Source organism: Caulobacter sp. BE254 (assembly GCF_031457295.1).
Classification (GTDB): domain Bacteria; phylum Pseudomonadota; class Alphaproteobacteria; order Caulobacterales; family Caulobacteraceae; genus Caulobacter.
On the sequence record NZ_JAVDWJ010000004.1, the window covers coordinates 243133 to 262568 of the forward strand.

Consider the following 19436-nt stretch of genomic DNA (forward strand, 5'->3'; position numbering starts at 1 on the left):
CCTCCCGATGTCGGCCCTAGGGGATAATAGGAAACAAAAGCATGCGTATCTTCCTGACCGCGCTCGTCGCGGCCTCCGCCCTGTCCACTCTCGGTGTGGCGACCAGCGCGTTCGCGGCCGAAGGCGCGGTTCTCAAGCTGAAGGCGCCCGCCAAGGCGCCCACCCTGATCCAGGACGGCGCCATGTGGCGTTGCAACGGCGACGTCTGCGCCGCCCCGCAGGTCAAGTCGCTGCCGATCGGCCGCGCCTGCCGCAAGGTCGCCGCCGAACTCGGCGCGGTCGACTCCTTCAACTATCGCGGCCAGGAGCTGGACGCCGCCGGCATCGCCGACTGCAACACCGCCGCCAAGTCGTAGGACCGACGACTCGCACGCCGTGTCGAAACGATGCGGCGTGCGTCCCGGCCTGGTCCCTCGGAGCGCCGGCCGAGCGCGTCGATTTATCCGCGCCACACCCCGAGACATGATAGGACTGCCGGCAAGGCGCGCAGACGCGCCATCGGCTCGTGCGCCTCGCAGGCGGAACGGCCCGCCACGCGCCGGACATACGGGCGCTCCTCTTCGACCCTGAAAACACGACGCCGACCGGTGAGCCTCGCCGAACGTGAACATCCGCCGCCGGGCCAGGCCCGCGCGCGATGCTCCGCGCCCGGCGGCTCGCCGTCCCCAATCATTTCTTGGCGCGCATGGCGCCATCCAGGAGCGTCGCCTTGATCGCCTATCTCGTCCTCGTTCACCGCTATCCCGAGCAGTTCAAGCGCCTCTTCAAGGCCATCCACGATCCCGACAACCACTACCTCGTGCACGTCGACAAGAATTCCGGCCCGGTCCTGGAGGCCGACATCCGTGGCTTCCTGGCGGCCTATCCCAACGCCGCCGTCCTGGAGAGCAAGAAGGCCCTGTGGGGCGGCTATAGCCTGGTCGACGCCGAACTGCGCGGCATGGCCAAGCTGCTCGAGATGGGCAAGGACTGGACCCACTTCATCAACCTCAGCGGCCAGGATTTCCCGCTGATGACCCAGAAGCGGATCAAGGCCTTCCTGACGCGTCACCGAGGCCAGGAATTCATCCGGGTGCTCGACCAGGCCAAGGTCCGGCCCGACACCATGGGTCGCGTGTTGCGGCATGTGGAGGAGCTGGGCGGCCGCATCATCGACACCCTGGCCACCCGCCTCTTCCTCGACGGCGCCACGCCCTACATCGGCACCCAGTGGAAGATCGTCAGCCGCAGGTTCTGCGACTTCGTCTGTCACGATCCGTCGGTCGAGCGCTACAAGGCGTTCTATCGCAACACCTTCATCGCCGACGAAGGCTTCTTCCAGACCGTGATCATGAACACCGCCGCCCATGGCGAGGTGATCAATGACGACAAGCGGATGATCGACTGGATTCCGGACGGCGACATCAAGCTGCGCCCCCGGACCTTCACGGCCGTCGACGCCGTGTCGCTGACGACCAGCACGGACCTTTTCGCGCGCAAGTTCGACGCCGAGGTCGACGGCGAAATTCTCGACATCCTCGAGGCCCACCTGCGGACCCAGGACGTCGCCAACAGGGACCAGGCGCCGGCCAAGACCCGGATCGTGGCCGCGAGTGAGCTGCTGACCGCCTAGGACGATCCGGCGGACGGGAAACACCCGTCCGCCCTCTCGCCTACGTCTTCGAGCCCTTCGACGGTTCCGAGACCGTCGGCTTGGGCGTCCGTCTTCCTCCGACCAGCATCCCGCCCATCAGGGCGAAGGACAGCATGGCGTGGCTCATTCTGGATACGTTCATCGGCGGCGCCTCCCAGACAGGTCGTTCGGACCCAGGAGACGCGCGCGGCTTACAGGGGTTCCCCCCTCCTAGTCGTCAGCGCGTCAAGATAAAGCATGCGCCGACGGCGTCCTGACGCAACAGGAACAGTCCGAACCCTGACGAAATCCGCACACGGACGAACGCAATCGCCTTGCCGCAAAGCCCTTGCCCGCAAGGAAAAAAGCGCCCGCGATGGCCTGTCGCGAGCGCTTTCGTCTGCGAGCCTCCGTCGTCCGTGGACGGTGTTCCGCTCGACGACCACGCGCTTGAGAACTCGCTGGAATCCGCTGGCGGGCGCTGGGCTTTCGGTGATCTTGAAAACTCTCTGCGCGGCGACCTCCGCTCCGACGTCCTGGATGCGTCCTCGAACCTGCTCGGCATCGCCGTGCGCCAATAACGAGCTGGCCGGGCGTGGCTTCGCCCTGGCGGACCAAGCGCTGAACGCGGCCTTGGCCCCGCGCTCTTCGACCTGGTTGAGGAAGGCTGACCAAAACTCAGCAAAGTGATGCTCGGTGGTTCGCGGCTGGGGCGAGATCGCGCCCCGTGAAGCCGATTTGCGCCAGAAGCTTATGTTGAACTGCTGCCGGAATGCAGACTTTGCGATCGCTCCAACTGTACCCGTCTCAAGGGGCGAAGCCGTTCGCCATCCAGTCGTCATATATGGCCAACCACGCATTGGACCACGGCTGGTCAGGCGGCATCGAACCCTTTTTCAGCACCGCGAACACGCGCCGCGCGTTGGCATGGTCGGGATGCTCGGGATCGCCGCCGGGATCGGTCATCCAGTCGGGATTGTTCAGCCGAACGCCCATGGGCCGCATGCAGGCGATGTCGTCTGGCCGAAACATCGGCATGATGTCTCTGGCGAAGCTTGGTGAAGGGGGGCGATGGGTCATTTGTCCGGAGTCTCCTTTTTCGGCCCATTGTCGGTCGCTGGCGAGCCCGACGCCGGATGGGGCGAGAGCGGTCATGCCGGTTTCCGGATTCGGGTGGCCTCAGCCTGCGCGATCGGGGAGGACCCGGCCATTATGCGCGTGGTCAGGACATCCTCGACCCTGGCATAGGGCGTCCGCGACCGGACGCGGTTCGACACCCGCGCCATGCGCTCGACACGAAGCCCTCGATCTGGCGAGAGGCGAAGAGGCTCTACGGATGGATAGGGCCGCCTAGACCCCAATCCGGCCGACCTGGCGCTCAAAGGAGCGGACTTTCTTTCCAAGGACCGATCCGGCCAAGGACCAACCCGGCCGATTGGTCTCCAGGGGCCGTCAGGCCGCTTGGCTGTTCGCCGGTCCGAACGACAGCGATTCGTAGCGCTTGAGGTGATGGTCGACCGAGCCGAACAGGCCCTCGATGATCGAGGCGCGCTTGAAGTAGTGGCCGATGGCCAGTTCGTCGGTCATGCCCATGCCGCCGTGAATCTGGATGGCGTTCTGGCCGACGAACTTGCAGGCCCGGCCGATGCGGACCTTGGCGGCCGAGACGGCCTTGGCGCGCTCGTCGTCGCTTTCGTCCAGCTTGATGGTGGCCATGTAGGTCATCGACACGGCCTGCTCGACCTCGATGAACATGTCGACCATCCGGTGCTGCAGCACCTGGAAGTTGCTGATGGCCGTGCCGAACTGCTTGCGCTGCTTGGCGTAGTCCAGCGTGCCCTCGTGCAGCCTGCGCAGCACGCCCACGGCCTCGGCCCCGACGGCGGCGGTGGCCTCGTCGATCACCTTGTCAACCAGGGGCAGGCCGCCGCCCTCCTCGCCCACCAGGGCGTCGGCCGGGATCGAGACGTTCTCGAAATAGACCTCCGAGGCGCGGCCGCCGTCGACGGTGGGATAGTCGCGGGTGACGACGCCCGGCAGGCTCTTGTCGATCAGGAACACCGAAACCCCGCCGGCGTCGCGCTGGGCGCCGCCCGTGCGGGCCGTGACCACCAGGTGGGTGGCGAACGGCGCGCCGACCACCACGGCCTTGTGGCCGTTCAGGACGTAGCCCGCGCCTTCCTTCCTCGCCGTGGTCTTCAGGTCGCGCCAGGTGTAGCGGGCCTGCGGCTCGGCATAGGCGAAGGCGATGGTGGTCGTGCCGGCCACGATGTCCTCGATCACCGACGCCGCGCCGGCGTATCCCGAGTGCTTCATGAAGCCGCCGCCGATCACCACCGTGCCCAGATAGGGCTCGATGACCAGCGCCTTGCCGAACTCCTCCATGATGATCATGTTGTCGACCGCGCCGCCGCCCAGGCCGCCCAGCTCCTCGCTGAACGAGGCCCCCAGGATGCCCAGCTCCTCGGCGAAGGCCTTCCAGTAGTCGGCGCGCCAACCGCTGTCGGACGCCACGATCTTGCGACGGGTCTCGAAGTCGTACTTGTCCTGCAGGAAGCTCGCGACCGTGTCGCGGACCATCGACTGCTCTTCGGTGAAGTTGAAGTCCATGAGGCGGTTTCCTCTTATCGCTCCCCTCCCCCTTGCGGGGAGGGGTTGGGGGTGGGGGAGCCAGCGTCGAGGATCGAGATTACGCGCTGGACGGCGGTATGCGGGTCGTAGATGGCCAGCTCGTTTGGAATACGGATGACCGTATAGCCACGCGATTCAAGCCAGGATTGGCGTTCGGCGCCGCGGGACGCCACGTGGGGCAAGTCGTGAATTCCACCGTCCACCTCGATGATCACACGATGATGGTGGCAGACGAAGTCCACGACGTAGGGACCAAGGGAAGACTGGCGGCGAAAGTGCGATCCGGGAATCTCGACCTTTCGCAACGCCTTCCAGAACAGCTTTTCGGCCAGGGTCGGCTCGCGGCGCATTCGACGGGCTGCTCGATCGGCCCGCTCGGATGTGTGCAAAGGTCCTGGCGTTCGTGCTGACACCCCCACCCCCTACCCCCTCCCCGCAAGGGGGAGGGGAACTGCAAATGCTCAGGCCATGATCAAAGCCCCAGCACCATCTTGGCGATGATGTTGCGCTGGATCTCGTTGGATCCGCCGTAGATCGAGGTCTTGCGGACGTTGAAATAGGTCGGGGCGGCGCGGTGGGCGAAGTCGGGGCCGATCGGGTGGGCGTTGTCGCCGTCGTTCGGGAAGCCGCGGAAATATGGCGCCCCATAGTGGCCGGCCGCTTCCAGCACCAGTTCGGTGATCCGCTGCTGGATCTCCGTGCCCTTGATCTTCAGGACCGAGGATTCCGGACCCGGGCCCTTGCCGGCCGCCTCGCCCGCCAGGGTGCGCAGCTCGGTGTATTCCAGAGCCGTCAGGTCGATCTCCAGGTCGGCGACCTTGCGCTTGAAGGCCGGGTCGGCCAGCAGCGGCTGGCCGTCGTCGCCCAGTTCCGCGGCGGCGATCTGGCGAATACGCTCGATGCCGCGCTTGGAGCGCGCCACGCCGGCGATGCCGCTACGCTCGTGGGCCAGCAGGAACTTGGCGCAGGTCCAGCCCTTGTTCTCCTCGTAGATGCGGTTTTCGACCGGCACCTTGACGTTCTCGAGCCAGACCTCGTTGACCTCGTGCTCGCCGCCCAGGGTGATGATCGGCCGTACGGTCACGCCCGGCGACTTCATGTCGATCAGCAGGAACGAGATGCCCTCCTGGATCTTGGCGGTCGGGTCCGTGCGGACCAGGCAGAAGATCCAGTCGCCGTGCTGGGCCAGGGTGGTCCAGGTCTTCTGGCCGTTGACCAGGTAGTATTCCTTGCCGTCGTCGCCGGTGAAGCGCTCGGCCTTGGTCTTCAGGCTGGCCAGGTCCGACCCCGCGCCGGGCTCGGAATAGCCCTGGGCCCACCAGATGTCGCCCGACAGGGTGGGCGGCAGGAAGCGCTCCTTCTGCTCGGGGGTGGCGAAGGTGTAGATCACCGGCCCGACCATGTTGATGCCGAACGGCAGGATCGGCACGCAGTCGGCGCGGGCGGTCTCCTCCGACCAGATGTAGCGCTGCACCGAGGTCCAGCCCGGACCGCCGTACTTCTCCGGCCAGGCCGGCGCCACCCAGCCCTTCTTGGCCAGGACGCGGTGCCAGGAGAGAAAGTCCTCCTTGGCCATCTCCTCGCCCTCCTCCTGCTTTTCGCGCAGGCCGGCGGGGTAGTTCTCGGCGATGAAGGCGCGGACCTCGTCGCGGAACGCGACGTCTTCGGGCGAGAAATCGAGGTTCATGGCGGACTCCCGGAAATCGGCCCTCTTGGGGGACCGTCTTTGGCTTTCGGGAGTCACCTTAGAGTTCGAACGAACGTTTGGAAAGATGACCTTAGCGTCAACGTAAACAATGTTCAGGTGGCCGCTGGAACGGACAGGTCATGCGTCCTTCGAGGCCCGCGACGCGGGCGCCTCAGGATGAGGGAATCTGTGCGAGCAGCGTCACGGAGTTCCTCATCCTGAGGTGTGAGCCGAAGGCGAGCCTCGAAGGACGCAGGGCGTCACCGGACCTCGCAGGCCAGCCGCACCAGAGCCAAGGCCGTCACCCCGCCGACGCCCTCCTCCTCGGCGATGTCCAGGTTGATCAGCGGCCGCTTGCCCAGCGCCTCCAGCAGGCGGGCATGACCCTTGGCGGTTCCGACATGGCCGGCCTGGCAGTGAGCGACCAGGGCCGGATCGATCGCGTGCAGCACCGCGGCGGCGGCGGCGGCGGCATAGCCGTCCAGCAGAACGGGGACCTTCTGGACCCGGGCGGCCAGGATCGCCCCGACCAGGGCGGCGGTCTCGCGACCGCCCAGTTGGCGCAGAGCCTGCAACGGATCGGACAGGTCATCCTCGCCGGCGGCGCGGGCCACGGCGGCGGCGACCGGTTCGGGCGCGTCGCTCCAGTCCGAGGCCTCGCCGCCGAACAGGGCCAGGGCGATGGCGCCGGCGGCGCGGTCGGTCTCGGCGGCGATCACGCCGGGGATCAGCAGGTCGGGCTGCTTGGCCAGGGCCTCCATGCCGAAGGCCATGGTCGCGGCGCATTCCTTCTCGCTCATCGACGCTTTGATGGCCGCGTCGGGCGTCGGGCGGTCGATGGCCAGGTCGAAGGCTTCCAGGCCCGCGCCCTGAACGCCGGCGATGCGACAGACATTGGCCCCGCCGGCGGCCACGACTTCCAGCCGCTCGCGAGCGTAGCCGCGCGGCCCCACGCCTTGGCGCGCCCCGGCATAGAGCGCGACGACCGGGCGCAGCACCGCCGGCGGGGTCTTGCCGGTCCAGGCCGTCAGCCAGGCCGAGATCGCGGCCAGGCGATCACCGCCCTCGAGGTCCGAGGTCGGAGCGGGCGGCGCGTCGGCGGCCAGCTTGCGGATGTCGTCGAAGGGCGAGGCGGCGGATGAGGAAGCAGTCATGAGGCGCGGGCTTAAGCCAGCCCGCGCCTCATGCAAAGGGTGTCGGCGTCAGTATCGCGATCAGCTCGCGGCGGAGGCCGCAACCACGGCCTTGCAGACACCGTCACGCTCGGCGATCAGGGACGCCTTGGCGTCACCCTCGGCCTTGGCGGCCTGGTTCCTGGCGGTCTGTTCGGCGGTGTTCGCCCGATCGCGGATGAGGGGCTCACGCCCCCGCCGCTGCACCTTGACGAACGCCTCGAGAGCAGAGGCGTCCATGGCGCCCAGGCTCTCGGCCTTGGCCAAACCCAGGCATCGGGAGGCGCGCAGCAAGGCGCCGTCGCTGATGCGCTCCGCCGCCAGGGCGGGCGCCGCAACGGAAACCACGAGGGTCGCGGCGAGGGCGGCGCTCAAGATACGCATGGGGAATTCTCCTTGGCGGGATGGGTTTTCAAGATGGAGGATGGGAGACGCGGAACACATCGAATGGACGAGACGCGCTTGCGCGCCCGACCCGCAGCGGCGACATTCGGGACCATGACTTCACCCCCGCCTATGGCGCCGCCTCCCGGCGTCCGTCCTCCCCGCCCGATCGCGACGCCTTGCGTGAAGGTCTGCGCGGTGGATGGGCAAAGCGGCTTTTGCCTGGGCTGCCGGCGAACCCTTCCGGAGATCGCCGGCTGGGCTCGGCTGAGCGACGAGGAGCGGGCGGCGATCATGGCCGACCTGCCTCGTCGCCCGGACCCGATGGCCAATCTGATGATCGGCCAGGGCTAAACGGTCCCTAGTTCGCGGTGTTCATCGCCGCGCCGGTGCTCGCGCCGCCCAGCCAGGCCGAGCAAGTGGTGGAACGTTCGGCGAGCAGCTTTTCCTTCTTGGCGCCCTCGGCCTTGTCGCCTTCCTTCTGCGCGCCCGAGATCTTGTTGTTGGCCGACGCGCGGACCGGCAGTTCGCGGGCGCCGGTTTCCTGTTTCAGGAACGCATCGATGCCAGCGGTGTCGAGCTTGCCCAGGCCTTCCGAAGCGGCCAGGCCACGGCAGCGGGCGGCTTGCAGGAACTGCGTGTTGCTGATTTCGGCGGCCTGGGCCGCTCCGGCCAGCCCGGAAAGCGCAACGGCGGCGGCGATGATGACCTTCTTCATGGCGTTGTTCCCTCAACAAGCACTGATTTGATGAACAGCCATATGCCGCCGAGGCGTGCCGAATTGAAGTTAAATCGAAGTCATCTTGCACATTACTTAGACGTAACGTTAGCATTGGTAAGTATTACAGCTTTTTAATTTTCCATTCACTCGGCGGTTTGTTAACTTTACCGAACTGTGAACGCTACGATTCACCGATTGCAAACCCATTCGCGACTATTCTCCCCGCAACGGCCGTAGAAACGGCTAGCAAGCCGGTATGGCGGGGTGACTTCGATGTTCAAGTTCGCGGCCATCGCAATCGTAGGGGCGCTCTCGGCGATCGGGGCGGCGAAGGCCGTCGTGTCGCTGGACGCCCCGCGCCAGCCGGATCTGCGCGGCCCCGCTCCCGCCGTGGCGACCGCCGACGACGGCGCAGCCCAGATCGTCAAGGCCGCCGACGGCCATTTCTGGGCCGAGGCCAAGGTCGACGGGCGCGCCGTGCGCTTCCTGATCGACACCGGCGCCACCGCCGTGGCCCTCAGCCAGACCGACGCCAAGCGGCTGGGCATCGACACCAAGGCCCTCGACTACAGCTACAAGGTCATGACCGCCTCGGGCGAGACCCGCGCCGCCTCGGTCAAGCTGGCCAGCGTCTCGGTGGCCGGCGCCCAGGTGCGCGACGTCGAGGCCCTGGTCGTCGAGAAGGGCCTGGAGACCTCGCTGCTGGGCATGAGCTATCTGGGCCGGCTGTCCAGCTTCCAGGCCACGCCGCGCGCGCTGGTCCTGCGCTCCTGAGCCTGGCTTAAAACCGGTAGTTCAACCCGACCTGGACGATCGGGAAGTACTTGAAGCCCTTGGCGTCGTCGCGGACGTCGTCCTCTTCCCGCTGAAGCTCGGCCTGAAAGGTCGGATCGCCAGCCAGCGTGCCGTCGGTGGCCGTGAGGTCGACCTTGGGCTTGTCGCTGAACGAAACGCCGCCCAGCACCCGGAAACCCCAGCGGCTGTTGCGCGTGAAGGTGTTGTCCCAGCCCAGGCCCAGGAACGGCTGGGTCTTGGACATCTCGACATCGCCGCGGATCGTGCCGATCTGCTCGGGCGTGAACGTCAGGTCGCCGATCTGGGTCGGTCCCGTGGGCCGGCCGTCCAGCCGCGCCTTGCGCTCGCCGAAATAGCTGCCGCCCGACAGGAAGAAGCCGCCGCCGCCGGGATGCCAGTCGACGAAGGCGCCGCCCGTGCTGGTCTTCAGCTTGGCCGAATAATCCACGCCGCTGTAGGTGTGGTCATGATCGACGTTCATCCAGTCGCCGCCGCCCCGCACGACGAAATTGTCGCTCAGCTTGTACTGCAACTCGGCCCCCAGGCCGGGCGTGCCGATATTGGCGCCGACGGCCAGGCGGCCGTCCTGAGCCCGCGCCAAGGACGGAACGGCGGCCGTGGCGGCGAGAAACATGGCGACCAGGGGGAGACGTAACATTTCGCGACCTCGCATCAGGCTTCACCCCGACCCTGAGGTTCGTTAACCGCGCAATCGCGTCCGTTGTTCCCAGGGCTAGCTGGCGACCATGTCCAGGGCCCGGGCCTCGCGCGCGTCCATCGCCTGGCGGACGGTGGCCAGAGCGCGGTCGACCACCTCCAGCCCCGCCCCGGCCGCCACGCCCTCGACAGTCAGGATCCGGCGCCAGGCGCGCGCGCCCGGCAGACCGTGGAACAGGCCCAGCATGTGACGGCTCATCGCCGCCAGATGCACGCCCGCCGCCAGCTGGGCGGCGATGTAGGGCTTGTAGAGCTCGACCGCCTCGAACGCGTCAATATCGGCGACGTCCTCGCCGAACACCCGCCGGTCGACCTGCCCCAGCAGGCCCGGCTCATGGTAGGCCGCCCGGCCCAGCATCGCCCCGTCCACGTGCTCCAGCTGGGCCAGCGCCACGTCCAGATCGGGGATGCCGCCATTGATCACGATCGTCAGGTCCGGGCGCTCGCGCTTCAGCCGATGGACCAGCGGATAGTCCAGCGGCGGCACGTCGCGGTTTTCCTTCGGCGACAGCCCCTTCAGCCAGGCCTTGCGTGCGTGGACCACGAAGGTGGTGACGCCGGCCTGGGCCGACAGGTCGGCCAGCTCGAACAGGCTCCGTTCCGGGTCCTGGTCGTCGACGCCGATCCGGCACTTGACGGTCACCGGCACGGACACCGCCGCCGCCATGGCCGCCATGCAGTCGGCCACCAGTTGCGGCTCGCGCATCAGGCAGGCCCCGAACCGGCCACTCTGCACGCGGTCGGACGGACAGCCGACGTTCAGATTGATCTCGTCATAGCCCCAGTCCTCGCCGATCCTGGCGGCGGCGGCCAGGTCGGCGGGTTCGGACCCGCCCAGCTGCAGCGCCACCGGATGCTGGCCCGCGTCGAAGCCCAGCAGCTTGTCGCGGTCGCCGTTCAGCACCGCGCCGCCGGTCACCATCTCGGAATAGAGCAGCGCCCGGCGCGACAGCACCCGGTGCAGCGACCGGCAGTGGCGGTCGCTCCAGTCCATCATCGGGGCAACGGACAATCTATGCGGTTGAAATTTCTTCATTTTTTCGACTAAATTCAAAGCTCCGAAACGCGCCCAAGTTCGCCCCTTGTACGCCTTAGCACGACACTTTTCGCCACCCTACGCCTCTTCACTGAACACGAGGCGCACACGCTTGGCATCTATCCAAAAACTCCCGTCGGGCAAATGGCGAGCCGTCATTCGCCGTGGAGGCCAATATGCCAGCCAGACCTTCATCCACCGCAAAGACGCGGACATGTGGGCTCGACGGATCGAGCGCGAGATAGACATCGGTCGAAAGCCGACATCGAAGGCCGTCCAAGGCATACGAAATTTCGCCGATCTGATCGACTTCATATTGAAGACGCCAAAGCAGTCGGTCGCGCACCAGGACGCTCGAAGGCCGCCAGCCTGGACATGCTTCGGAAGCGGCTGGGCCGTGTTCGCCCACCGGATCTCGACCGTGAAGCCCTGATCAACTTCGGACGCCAGCGCGCGGCAGAGGGCTAGGAATCGCGCGGTTTGCTCTAGACTTTTGTTTCGCATCGCTTTTGCGGAAAACTGGCGTCCATTTTTCCGCGCGATGCTCTAGTCACGGAAGCTGACGTTCGCCGGCGGCTTAGCGACGCTGTTCTTGTCGCGCGACCGATAGAACGGCATCGGCGAAGGCCTTGGGCGCTTCCTGCGGAAGGTTGTGGCCGACGCCGCCGCTGATCAGGCGATGGCTATAGGACCCCGAGAACATCTTGGCGTAGGCTGTTGGCTCTGGATGCGGCGCGCCGTTGGCGTCACCCTCCATGGTGATCGTTGGCACGCTGACGACCGGGGCGGATGCCAGCCGCTGCTCCAGGTCGTCGTACTGCGCCTCGCCGTTCGCCAGCCCCAGACGCCAACGGTAGTTGTGGATGACGATCGCTACGTGGTCGGGATTGTCGAGCGACGCCGCCGATCGATCGAAGGTCGCATCATCGAACCGCCACCGCGGCGAGGCCATCTGCCAGATAAGCTTGGCGAAGTCGCGCCGATTGCGCTCGTAGCCGACGCGGCCACGCTCGGTCGCGAAATAGAACTGGTACCACCAGGCCAGTTCGGCGGTCGGCGGCAAGGGCGACTTGTTGACCTCTTGGTTTCCAATCAGATAACCGCTGACCGACACCAACGCCTTGCATCGTTCGGGCCACAGCGCCGCGACCACATTGGCCGCTCGCGCGCCCCAGTCGAAGCCGCCGATCACCGCCGTTTGAACCTTGAGCGCGTCCATCAAGGCGACGACATCCATGCCCAGGGCGGCCTGCTGCGCGTTGCGCGCGGTATCGTCTGATAGGAACCGGGTCGTACCATAGCCGCGGAGATGCGGCACGACGACCCGATAGCCTGCCTCCGTCAACAAGGGCGTCACCTCGACAAAGGCGTGAATGTCGTACGGCCAGCCGTGCAGAAGAATGATGACCTGGCCGTCGATAGGGCCGGCGTCGATATAGCCGATGTCCAACGCTCCAGCGCGCACCTGCCGCAGGGGGCCGAACGTTACCCCAGCGGACGGGCTCATAGCTCTGGTGACGGCGAACGGCGACATCGTCGCCGCGCCCGCCAGAGCGCCGACCTTATGAATGAAACGCCGGCGGGCGTTGGCTACCAGGGGCATTGATCTCTCCCGGAAAGAGGCGATACGGGTTGGGCGGGTCAGCGGGTCAGATGCGCGGATGCGTCGGAATTCGCTCGGCGAGCGCCTGGCGTTTCGTGGCTTGCGGGAGAATCTCCGCGGGTGACGCCGCGGGCAAGGCTTCACTGGGCCGACGCGGCGTCCTCGATCAGCGCGGCGACCTTGTCGGGGTGGGAGACCATCAGCGCGTGGGAGCCGCCCTCGACCGCGACGGTTTTGCGCGCGTGCGCCCGTTCGGCCATGAACCGCTGGGTTTCGGCGGGGATGTTGCGGTCGGCCGAACCATAGATCACGTATGACGGAAGCCGCTTCCAGGTCGGCGTGGTCGCCATGTCGGCAAGCGCGCGTCCCGTCACCGGACGCTGGGTCGCGGCCATCAGGGCGGCCTTGGCGGCCGGGACGTCGGCGGCGAACTGGGCCTGGAACTTGGCGGGCTGGATGTAGAAGTCCTCGTCGCCGTCGGGCAGCGCCACCGGCGCCAGGGCGGGAGCAAGGGTGGCGCCCGGGAACTTGCCGGACAGCGACAGCGCCGACTCCCCGGCCTCAGGCAGGAAGCCGGCGACATAGACCAGCGCCTCGACGTTGCCATTGCCGTTCGCCGCCTCGGTGATCACCTCGCCGCCGTAGGAATGGCCCACCAGGATGACCGGCCCGGGGATCGACTTGACGAGCGCCGACACCGTCGCGGCGTCCGAACCCAGGGCGCGCAGGGGATTGGCGGCGGCCACCACCCGGTAGCCGTCCCGGTTCAGCCGCGACACCACGTCGTTCCAGCCCGAGGAATCGGCGAAGGCGCCGTGGACGAGGACGATCGTCGGCTTTTCGCCTTGCGGCGCGGCTTGCGCCGCCGCCGCGCCTGACAGGGCGAGGACGGCGGCGAACGACAGGGCTTGGAAGGGCTTGCGCATCGATGTCTCCGTGGCGGCCGGGGTGGCCTCGCGCAAAGGATGCGTCGCCGGGCGGGCCCGCGCCTATCTCGCGAAAGGGCCTGCCCGCCTCCCCCCAAGGTTTAGGACGACCGCGCCGTGGGCGCGGGACCGATGGTGCTAGAGCAGAGTCATGCCGCCATCGACCTTGAGGTTGACGCCGGTAATGAAGCTGCTGGCGTCCGAGGCCAGGAAGAGCGCCGCCTGGGCCAATTCGTCGGGACGACCCAGACGACCCAGACGACCCAGCGGAATACCGGCCGCGACGGCGGTTTCGAACGCTTCGCGTTCGGACGGCGGGACGCCGAGCTTGTCCAGTATCGCGGTGTCGGTCGGGCCCGGGCTCAGGATGTTCACCCGGATCCCGCGGGTCTTGAACTCCAGCGCCCAGCCGCGCGCGAAGCCTCCCAGGGCCGCCTTCGAACCGGCATAGACCGCGTGTCCGTCCAGGGCCTTGTCGCTGGCGATCGAGCTGGTCAGGATGACCGAACCGCCGTCACGCAGAAGCGGCTGCATCTTCTGGACGCCGAAGAACACCGCCCGCGTGTTGATCGCGAACTGAGCGTCGTATTCGGCCTCGGAAACATCCGGCGACCGGGTGATCGTGTTGACCCCGGCATTGGCCATGTAGATGTCCAGGCCGCCGAAACGTGAGCGCACCAGCTCGGCGACGGCGTCGTGGTGCGAGAGATCGGCGACGTCGCCGACCAGGCCGACGGCCCGGGGACCGATCTGCGCGACCGCCGCGTCGACCACCTCGGCTCTGCGCCCCGTGATGATGACCGAAGCGCCTTCGCGCGCGAAGAGCTTGGCCGACGCCAGGCCGATGCCGCTGTTGCCGCCGGTGATCACGGCGACCTTGTCGATGAGGGTGTCCATTTTCGTGCGGCCTCCAAGGGCGTTGCTGTGCGGAGCACCCCAGATAGCCTTGACGGGAATTCAAATAAGGTGGGCCAATGGCAAAGCCTTTGTTCCATTATGGATCAGATCGTGGACCCTCTCGACAACGCCGCCGGCTTGGCGGCCTTCATCAACACCGTGGAAGCGGGATCCTTCAGCGCCGCCGCGCGGGCAGCCGGCGCGACCCCCTCCTCGGTCTCCAAAAGCGTCGCGCGGTTGGAGCGCCGGCTCGGCGTCATCCTGTTCGCGCGCTCGACCCGGACGCTGAACCTGACCCCGGAGGGCGCCGCCTATTTCGAGCGGATCACGCCGCTGCTGCGAGCCCTGGCCGAGGCGCGGGACACCGTCCAGACGGCGGCGGCGGCCGAAGGGCGGCTTCGCGTCTCCCTGCCCACCGATCTGGGTCGCCTGCTGATGGATCCGCTGACGCGGGTCTTCCTTCAGCGACACCCCCGGATCCGCCTGGAGCTGGACATGACCGACCGCCATGTCGATCTCATCCGCGAGGGCTATGACCTGGTCCTGCGCGCCGGCCGGGTGGACGACACCGAGCTGGTGGTTCGTGCGCTCGGCGAGGCGCCGCTGGTCCTGGTCGCCTCCCCCGGCCATCTCGATCACTATGGGCGCCCCCAGACCCTCGAAGCGCTTCGCAGCGCGCGCCACGTCCGCTACCGGCTCGGCGGTCGACCTTTCCCGATCACGTTCGCGGACGGCTCGACGCTTTCACCGGAGGGGGTTCTCGATTGCGACGCGGGGTTCGCGCTGAGAGCCGCGGCGGTCAACGGGGTGGGGATCGCTCAGCTGCTACGCTGGACGGTGGACGATGACCTGCGAGCTGGCCGCCTGGAGATTGTCATGCCCCATGCGCCCCTGCCCACGGCGCCGCTGCAGATCCTCCACGCCTTTGGCCGCTTTCAACCCCTGAGAGCGCGACTGTTCGCCGACTTCGTGGCCGACCAGGTGGCGGCGCTCGGTCGTGCGACCGACGCCCCAAAGGAGGGTTAGTCGGCCTAGACCAAAGTACAGTTCCGTTTAGAGGGTCCTCGCCGATACCAACACTGTCGAGCCGTGTTAATCGGACACGACAGGGATGACGAACGTAAGAGTTTTTCCGATTTCATCTTACGGCCGACGAAGCGGCAGACGAGCGTCCCACCTGTCCGGCTCAATAGCACGGCGCTCGCGGTCCAGGACCTGGGCCGCAGGCGCCGTGCACCGACAGTCGGTCAGTGAGGAGACCCGCCATGACGCCCCCCGACCAAAGCCCTTCGATCACCGTCGCCCGTGAACGTGGTCGCGTCCGCGTGCTGTTCGAAGGCCATGACATCGCCGACAGCGACGACGTGGTCGTGGTGCACGAGGCCGGCCGTCCGCCGGTCCGTTACTTCCCGCGCAAGGACGTGTTCATGGTCTTCCTGAGCCAGACCGACAAGGTCACCCGCACCCCCGACAGGGGCGAGGCGCGCTACTTCACGATCTATCGCGACCAGCACCTGGTCGAGAACATCGCCTGGTCCTACGACACGCCCGGCGCCGTCTTCGCCGAGATCGCCGGCCGCATCGCCTTCCGTCCCGAACATGTCGAGTTCCAGGTCCACGGACACACGCCGGCCGACACGGCGATCGAAGACGAGGCCGTCGAGACCGACGATCGCGGCCGCGAGCCGGCGACCTGACGCGACACCCATGCCAGAGGAGGACAGGATGAGCCCGGCCCCGATCAAGATCCTGCTGCAGACCACCATCGCTCCGACCACGGACGACTGGTCCATCGCCCGCTTCAGCAAGCTGGGTCAATTGCTCGCCGCGCAGGTAACGGCCGACGGCCAGCGGATCTATGAGGTGACCCTGCGCGACCGCGACCCGCTGGGCGCGCCCGACTCGGTGCTCTCGACCTTGGACCACAGCAACTTCGACCAGCTCTGGCTGTTCGCCGTCGACGTCGGCGACGGGCTGACGCACGAGGACTGCGGCGCGATCTCGCGTTTTCGCCAGGCCGGCGGCGGCTTGATGGTGACGCGCGACCACATGGACCTGGGGTCGTCGATCTGCACGCTCGGCGGCGTCGGCGCGGCGCACTATTTCCACACCCGCAACCCACACCCCGACCCGGCCGAGCACAGGCCCGACGATCCCTACACGACCGCGATCTCGTGGCCGAACTTCCATTCCGGGGCCAATGGCGATTACCAGACGATCACGCCGGTCCTGCCGGTGCATCCGGTGCTGAGCGACCCGGCCGCCCCCGCCGGCGCCATCCGCTACCTGCCCTCCCATCCTCACGAGGGCGGCGTCCGCGCGCCGGAAGGAGCGGACGCCCGCGTCATCGCCACGGGGACCAGCAAGGTCACGGGCCGGCCGTTCAACATCGCCGTGGCCTTCGAGGCCGGGTCAACCGGCGGCCGGGCGATCGCTCAGAGCACCTTCCACCATTTCGCCGACTACAATTGGGACATCCGGTCGGGCAGTCCCAGCTTCGTCGTCGAGCCGCCCGGCGACGGCCTGATCACCACGCCGCAAGCCATGGCCGACACCCAACGCTATGTGCTCAACCTGGCCAGCTGGCTCGGCGCCAAGGCATGGACCGGCCGCGGCTGATCGCCCCTACGGCGAACCGCGCGGAAGCCTTCGATGAGGAACGCCCGCGCCTTTCGCCATGTATCTGTTCGCGCCTGACAGTCTCCAGCCCACAGCGGTAGCGAAGACCCATCGGGGCTAGACCTTTGGATAGGTGTCGCCAGATGGGATTTGAGCCGATGAAAGAGGCTCGGGGCTACACCAGCCGCGCAAGGGCCCGTAACTTGTCCATTGTGCCTCTTTTCGCGGTCGTCGACGACGACAAGGCCATGCGCGAAGCCCTGTCGGAACTGATAGAGGTGTTCGACTTTGCTTGCCTGACCTTCGACGGCGGCGAAAGCTTCATGGCCGCTTACGCGCCGGGACGCTTCGCGGGCCTGGTCACCGACCTCAATCTGGCGGGCGAAAGCGGGCTGCAGCTCCAGCAGCGCATGAAGGCGCTCGACCCCGCCCTGCCCGTCATCATCATTTCGGCTCAGACCGATCCCGCCACCCGGGCCCGCGTCCTGGCGTCGGGCGCCCTGGCCTATCTCACCAAGCCGATCAACGACCAGGTTCTGCTCAGACATCTCAACGCGGCTTTGGGCAAGGGCGGCGACTCCCAAAGCTGCGAACCCGGCTGAGATCGCGAGGGAGGACCCAGCGATGGAGCTAGCCGACCACGCCTCCGAGAGCGTGATCCTGTACGACCTGGCCGGGTCGATCAGATACTGCAACCCCGCCTCGGCCGAGCTCTACGGATGGAGCCGGGCTGACGCCCTGGACCGCCGCTTCGACAGCCTGCAAGTGGGCGGCCCGTCCTGGAAATCGATCTTGGACGCGGGCGGCTGGCGCGGAACGCTTCGCCGACGTGCGGAGCGCGGCGACGAGGTGGCGGCGGCGGTCCGCCTGATCGTGCGTGTCGATGCGTCGGGCCAGGCCACGGACGTCGTCGAGTATGGCGACCGCGACGCCGGCGAGCCGCCGGTCGCGCCTTCGGTTTCGTCCAGCGGACCTCGAAACGACCGAACCGCCTGTTGGCAACTCAGCATCGCCAACCTGCACGCGCTTTTCGACACAGGAACCGCGTCCTGGGGCGAGCGCGAATGGAGCGAGGATCAGTTGGACGCCGTATTGGAGGCGGTTCGGATCCTCGACCTCAATCCGGCGGCGATCCGTCTGTTCGGCCTGCCGATGGACCGCGACCATCTGGTGACCCGGCCCATCGCCGCCCTCTGGCCCGAACAGAGCCGCGCCCTCCTGGCGGAGTTGATCCTCGCCCTGGCGCTGAAGACCGACGACGAGGTCGAGAGGCGCGACATCGGCACGGCGGGATGGCTGAACGATGTGGTCCTGACCGGTTGGCGCGCGGGCGACCGGCGTTGCCAGGACACCATCTTCGTGACGATCGGCGGCAAGGTGGACGCGGCGAGCGCGCTGCACGAGCTGGAGGCTCGCCAGGACCGCTATCGCAACATGATCTCGACCATGCCCATCCCCATCTGGCAGGTCGACGCCTCCGCGGCGGACAGGCTGCTCACGCGCCTTGTCCCCGACGGCGCGGGCGGTGTGGGGGACGTGCCGGCTTACCTGGCCGATCATCCCGACCTCATTGATCTGGTTCATGACGTCGTTCTGGTGACCGACGTCAACGAACAGGCGATGGCGCTGATGGGGGCCAAGGATCGATCGCAACTGATCGGGCCGGTCAAATACTTCTTCGCGGCCGCGCCCGACGCGGCCCGTCGCGTGTTCCTGGCCCACTGCGCGGGCGCCACCTCCCATGTCGAGGAAATCAAGATCCCGACCCTGGACGGTCGGCTGCAGGACGTTCTGTACGTCGTGATGTTCCCCGGCGTCGGGCGGCGGTTCGACGAGACGATCGTCGTGATGATCGACAACACCGCGCGGCTCGAGACCGAGACCAAGCTCCGGCGGATCGAAGCCGATTTCGCCCACGCCGCGCGCCTGTCGACCCTTGGCGAACTCACCGCGTCGATCGCGCACGAGGTCAAGCAGCCCCTCTCGGCCATGCTAACCAACGCCGAGACCAGCCTGCGCTGGCTCGCGCGCGACGAACCGAACCTGGCGAAGGTCACCCAGCTCACCGAGCGCATCGCCGAGAGCGCGCGCCGCGCCAGCGACATCATCAACCGGATCCAAGACATGGCCGGCAAGCGCGAGCCGGCCCGTCTGGCGCTCGACCTCAACGACGCCGTCGCCCAGGCGGTCAACTTCGTGCGCCACGACACCGACGAGAAGGACATCACCGTGTCGCTGGACCTGGCCGCCGACCTGCCGCGCACCCTGGGCGATCGCGTCCAACTGCAACAGATCGTGGTCAACCTGCTCGTCAACAGCATCCAGGCGCTGACATCCATCGTCGTGGATCGACCCACGATCCGGATCTCGACCCGGCTGTATGATGGCGGCTCGATCGTCGTGACGTTTCGCGACACTGGACCTGGAATCCCTGACGCCGATCTGGGGCGGGTGTTCGACGGCTTTTTCACCACCAAGTCCGAGGGCATGGGCATCGGTCTGGCGATTTGCCAATCGATCGCCTCCAGCCATGGCGGCGCGATCACCGCCGCCAACCATCCGGACGGCGGAGCGCTGTTCACGATCACGCTGCCGGCCATGCGCGAAGCCCGCAGCGCCTCTTCTTAGAGGCCGGT

The 19436-nt window shown here is 67.1% G+C and carries 23 protein-coding genes and 2 pseudogenes; 11 read left to right on the forward strand and 14 right to left on the reverse strand.

Going from position 1 to position 19436, the window contains the following annotated elements:
• Positions 1–41 precede the first annotated feature (41 nt).
• Entirely contained in the window at positions 42–356 is a 315-nt protein-coding gene (locus J2X41_RS10015) for a CC_3452 family protein (RefSeq protein ID WP_310081552.1), read from the forward strand.
• 353 nt (positions 357–709) lie between these two features.
• Positions 710–1612: pseudogene (locus J2X41_RS10020) on the forward strand (beta-1,6-N-acetylglucosaminyltransferase); the annotation flags it as partial.
• A gap of 40 nt (positions 1613–1652) precedes the next feature.
• Here the strand turns inward: J2X41_RS10020 and J2X41_RS10025 are convergent.
• On the reverse strand, positions 1653–1775 hold the full coding sequence (locus tag J2X41_RS10025) for a hypothetical protein (RefSeq protein WP_310081553.1): 123 nt from the start codon (positions 1773–1775) through the stop codon (positions 1653–1655).
• Positions 1776–2031: 256 nt separating this feature from the next.
• Between J2X41_RS10025 and J2X41_RS10030 the strand changes: the two genes are divergently transcribed.
• Positions 2032–2193, forward strand: coding sequence for a hypothetical protein (locus tag J2X41_RS10030; RefSeq protein WP_310081555.1), 162 nt, complete (start codon positions 2032–2034; stop codon positions 2191–2193).
• A 226-nt stretch (positions 2194–2419) separates the two neighbouring features.
• Here J2X41_RS10030 and J2X41_RS10035 read toward each other — a convergent pair whose 3' ends face one another.
• From J2X41_RS10035 to J2X41_RS10065, 7 genes and pseudogenes are all read right to left on the reverse strand, one after another.
• Entirely contained in the window at positions 2420–2767 is a 348-nt protein-coding gene (locus J2X41_RS10035; protein ID WP_310081557.1) for a hypothetical protein, read from the reverse strand.
• Between the two features lie 297 nt (positions 2768–3064).
• A complete protein-coding gene (locus tag J2X41_RS10040) occupies positions 3065–4222 on the reverse strand; it encodes an acyl-CoA dehydrogenase family protein (RefSeq protein ID WP_310081558.1) in 1158 nt (385 codons plus the stop codon).
• Positions 4223–4236: 14 nt separating this feature from the next.
• Positions 4237–4662, reverse strand: a complete 426-nt coding sequence (locus J2X41_RS10045; protein ID WP_310081560.1) for an endonuclease domain-containing protein — start codon at positions 4660–4662, stop codon at positions 4237–4239.
• Between the two features lie 53 nt (positions 4663–4715).
• Entirely contained in the window at positions 4716–5930 is a 1215-nt protein-coding gene (locus J2X41_RS10050; RefSeq protein ID WP_310081561.1) for an acyl-CoA dehydrogenase family protein, read from the reverse strand.
• Positions 5931–6068: 138 nt separating this feature from the next.
• Positions 6069–6190: pseudogene (locus tag J2X41_RS10055) on the reverse strand (hypothetical protein); the annotation flags it as partial.
• Positions 6191–7084, reverse strand: a complete 894-nt coding sequence (locus J2X41_RS10060) for a nicotinate-nucleotide--dimethylbenzimidazole phosphoribosyltransferase (protein WP_310081563.1) — start codon at positions 7082–7084, stop codon at positions 6191–6193. It lies immediately after the preceding pseudogene.
• Between the two features lie 60 nt (positions 7085–7144).
• The gene (locus J2X41_RS10065) at positions 7145–7486 is read right to left on the reverse strand and encodes a hypothetical protein (RefSeq protein WP_310081565.1); all 342 of its coding nucleotides are present in this window, start codon (positions 7484–7486) and stop codon (positions 7145–7147) included.
• Between the two features lie 132 nt (positions 7487–7618).
• On the opposite strand from J2X41_RS10065, the gene J2X41_RS10070 reads away from it, so the two are divergent.
• Positions 7619–7840 (forward strand): DUF1289 domain-containing protein, encoded by a 222-nt coding sequence (locus tag J2X41_RS10070; RefSeq protein ID WP_310081567.1) that lies wholly within the window; start codon positions 7619–7621, stop codon positions 7838–7840.
• Positions 7841–7847: 7 nt separating this feature from the next.
• Here J2X41_RS10070 and J2X41_RS10075 read toward each other — a convergent pair whose 3' ends face one another.
• Positions 7848–8204 carry a hypothetical protein gene (locus J2X41_RS10075; RefSeq protein WP_310081569.1) on the reverse strand — a complete coding sequence of 119 codons (357 nt, stop codon included), beginning with the start codon at positions 8202–8204 and terminating at the stop codon, positions 7848–7850.
• A 276-nt stretch (positions 8205–8480) separates the two neighbouring features.
• On the opposite strand from J2X41_RS10075, the gene J2X41_RS10080 reads away from it, so the two are divergent.
• Positions 8481–8981, forward strand: a complete 501-nt coding sequence (locus J2X41_RS10080) for a TIGR02281 family clan AA aspartic protease (protein ID WP_028037733.1) — start codon at positions 8481–8483, stop codon at positions 8979–8981.
• Between the two features lie 7 nt (positions 8982–8988).
• On the opposite strand, the gene J2X41_RS10085 is transcribed toward J2X41_RS10080, so the two are convergent.
• Together J2X41_RS10085 and dusA are read right to left on the reverse strand one after the other, a co-directional pair.
• Positions 8989–9660 carry a hypothetical protein gene (locus J2X41_RS10085; protein ID WP_310081572.1) on the reverse strand — a complete coding sequence of 224 codons (672 nt, stop codon included), beginning with the start codon at positions 9658–9660 and terminating at the stop codon, positions 8989–8991.
• A 75-nt stretch (positions 9661–9735) separates the two neighbouring features.
• Positions 9736–10755 carry a tRNA dihydrouridine(20/20a) synthase DusA gene (gene dusA, locus J2X41_RS10090; RefSeq protein WP_310081573.1) on the reverse strand — a complete coding sequence of 340 codons (1020 nt, stop codon included), beginning with the start codon at positions 10753–10755 and terminating at the stop codon, positions 9736–9738.
• Between the two features lie 112 nt (positions 10756–10867).
• Between dusA and J2X41_RS10095 the strand changes: the two genes are divergently transcribed.
• Positions 10868–11188 carry a hypothetical protein gene (locus tag J2X41_RS10095; protein ID WP_310081574.1) on the forward strand — a complete coding sequence of 107 codons (321 nt, stop codon included), beginning with the start codon at positions 10868–10870 and terminating at the stop codon, positions 11186–11188.
• Between the two features lie 144 nt (positions 11189–11332).
• On the opposite strand, the gene J2X41_RS10100 is transcribed toward J2X41_RS10095, so the two are convergent.
• The 3 genes from J2X41_RS10100 to J2X41_RS10110 form a co-directional block, all read right to left on the reverse strand.
• Complete coding sequence (locus J2X41_RS10100) at positions 11333–12358, reverse strand: alpha/beta hydrolase (RefSeq protein WP_310081576.1); 1026 nt, start codon at positions 12356–12358, stop codon at positions 11333–11335.
• Between the two features lie 140 nt (positions 12359–12498).
• Complete coding sequence (locus J2X41_RS10105; protein WP_310081578.1) at positions 12499–13284, reverse strand: alpha/beta hydrolase; 786 nt, start codon at positions 13282–13284, stop codon at positions 12499–12501.
• Positions 13285–13422: 138 nt separating this feature from the next.
• Entirely contained in the window at positions 13423–14181 is a 759-nt protein-coding gene (locus J2X41_RS10110) for an SDR family oxidoreductase (RefSeq protein ID WP_310081579.1), read from the reverse strand.
• 138 nt (positions 14182–14319) lie between these two features.
• On the opposite strand from J2X41_RS10110, the gene J2X41_RS10115 reads away from it, so the two are divergent.
• The 5 genes from J2X41_RS10115 (at position 14320) to J2X41_RS10135 (ending at position 19428) form a co-directional block, all read left to right on the forward strand.
• Positions 14320–15207 carry a LysR substrate-binding domain-containing protein gene (locus tag J2X41_RS10115; protein WP_310081580.1) on the forward strand — a complete coding sequence of 296 codons (888 nt, stop codon included), beginning with the start codon at positions 14320–14322 and terminating at the stop codon, positions 15205–15207.
• A 239-nt stretch (positions 15208–15446) separates the two neighbouring features.
• Positions 15447–15878, forward strand: a complete 432-nt coding sequence (locus tag J2X41_RS10120; RefSeq protein ID WP_310081581.1) for a DUF427 domain-containing protein — start codon at positions 15447–15449, stop codon at positions 15876–15878.
• A 28-nt stretch (positions 15879–15906) separates the two neighbouring features.
• On the forward strand, positions 15907–16800 hold the full coding sequence (locus tag J2X41_RS10125; protein WP_310081583.1) for a hypothetical protein: 894 nt from the start codon (positions 15907–15909) through the stop codon (positions 16798–16800).
• 143 nt (positions 16801–16943) lie between these two features.
• The gene (locus tag J2X41_RS10130; RefSeq protein ID WP_310081584.1) at positions 16944–17402 is read left to right on the forward strand and encodes a response regulator; all 459 of its coding nucleotides are present in this window, start codon (positions 16944–16946) and stop codon (positions 17400–17402) included.
• Between the two features lie 22 nt (positions 17403–17424).
• The gene (locus J2X41_RS10135) at positions 17425–19428 is read left to right on the forward strand and encodes an ATP-binding protein (protein ID WP_310081585.1); all 2004 of its coding nucleotides are present in this window, start codon (positions 17425–17427) and stop codon (positions 19426–19428) included.
• Positions 19429–19436: the final 8 nt, after the last annotated feature.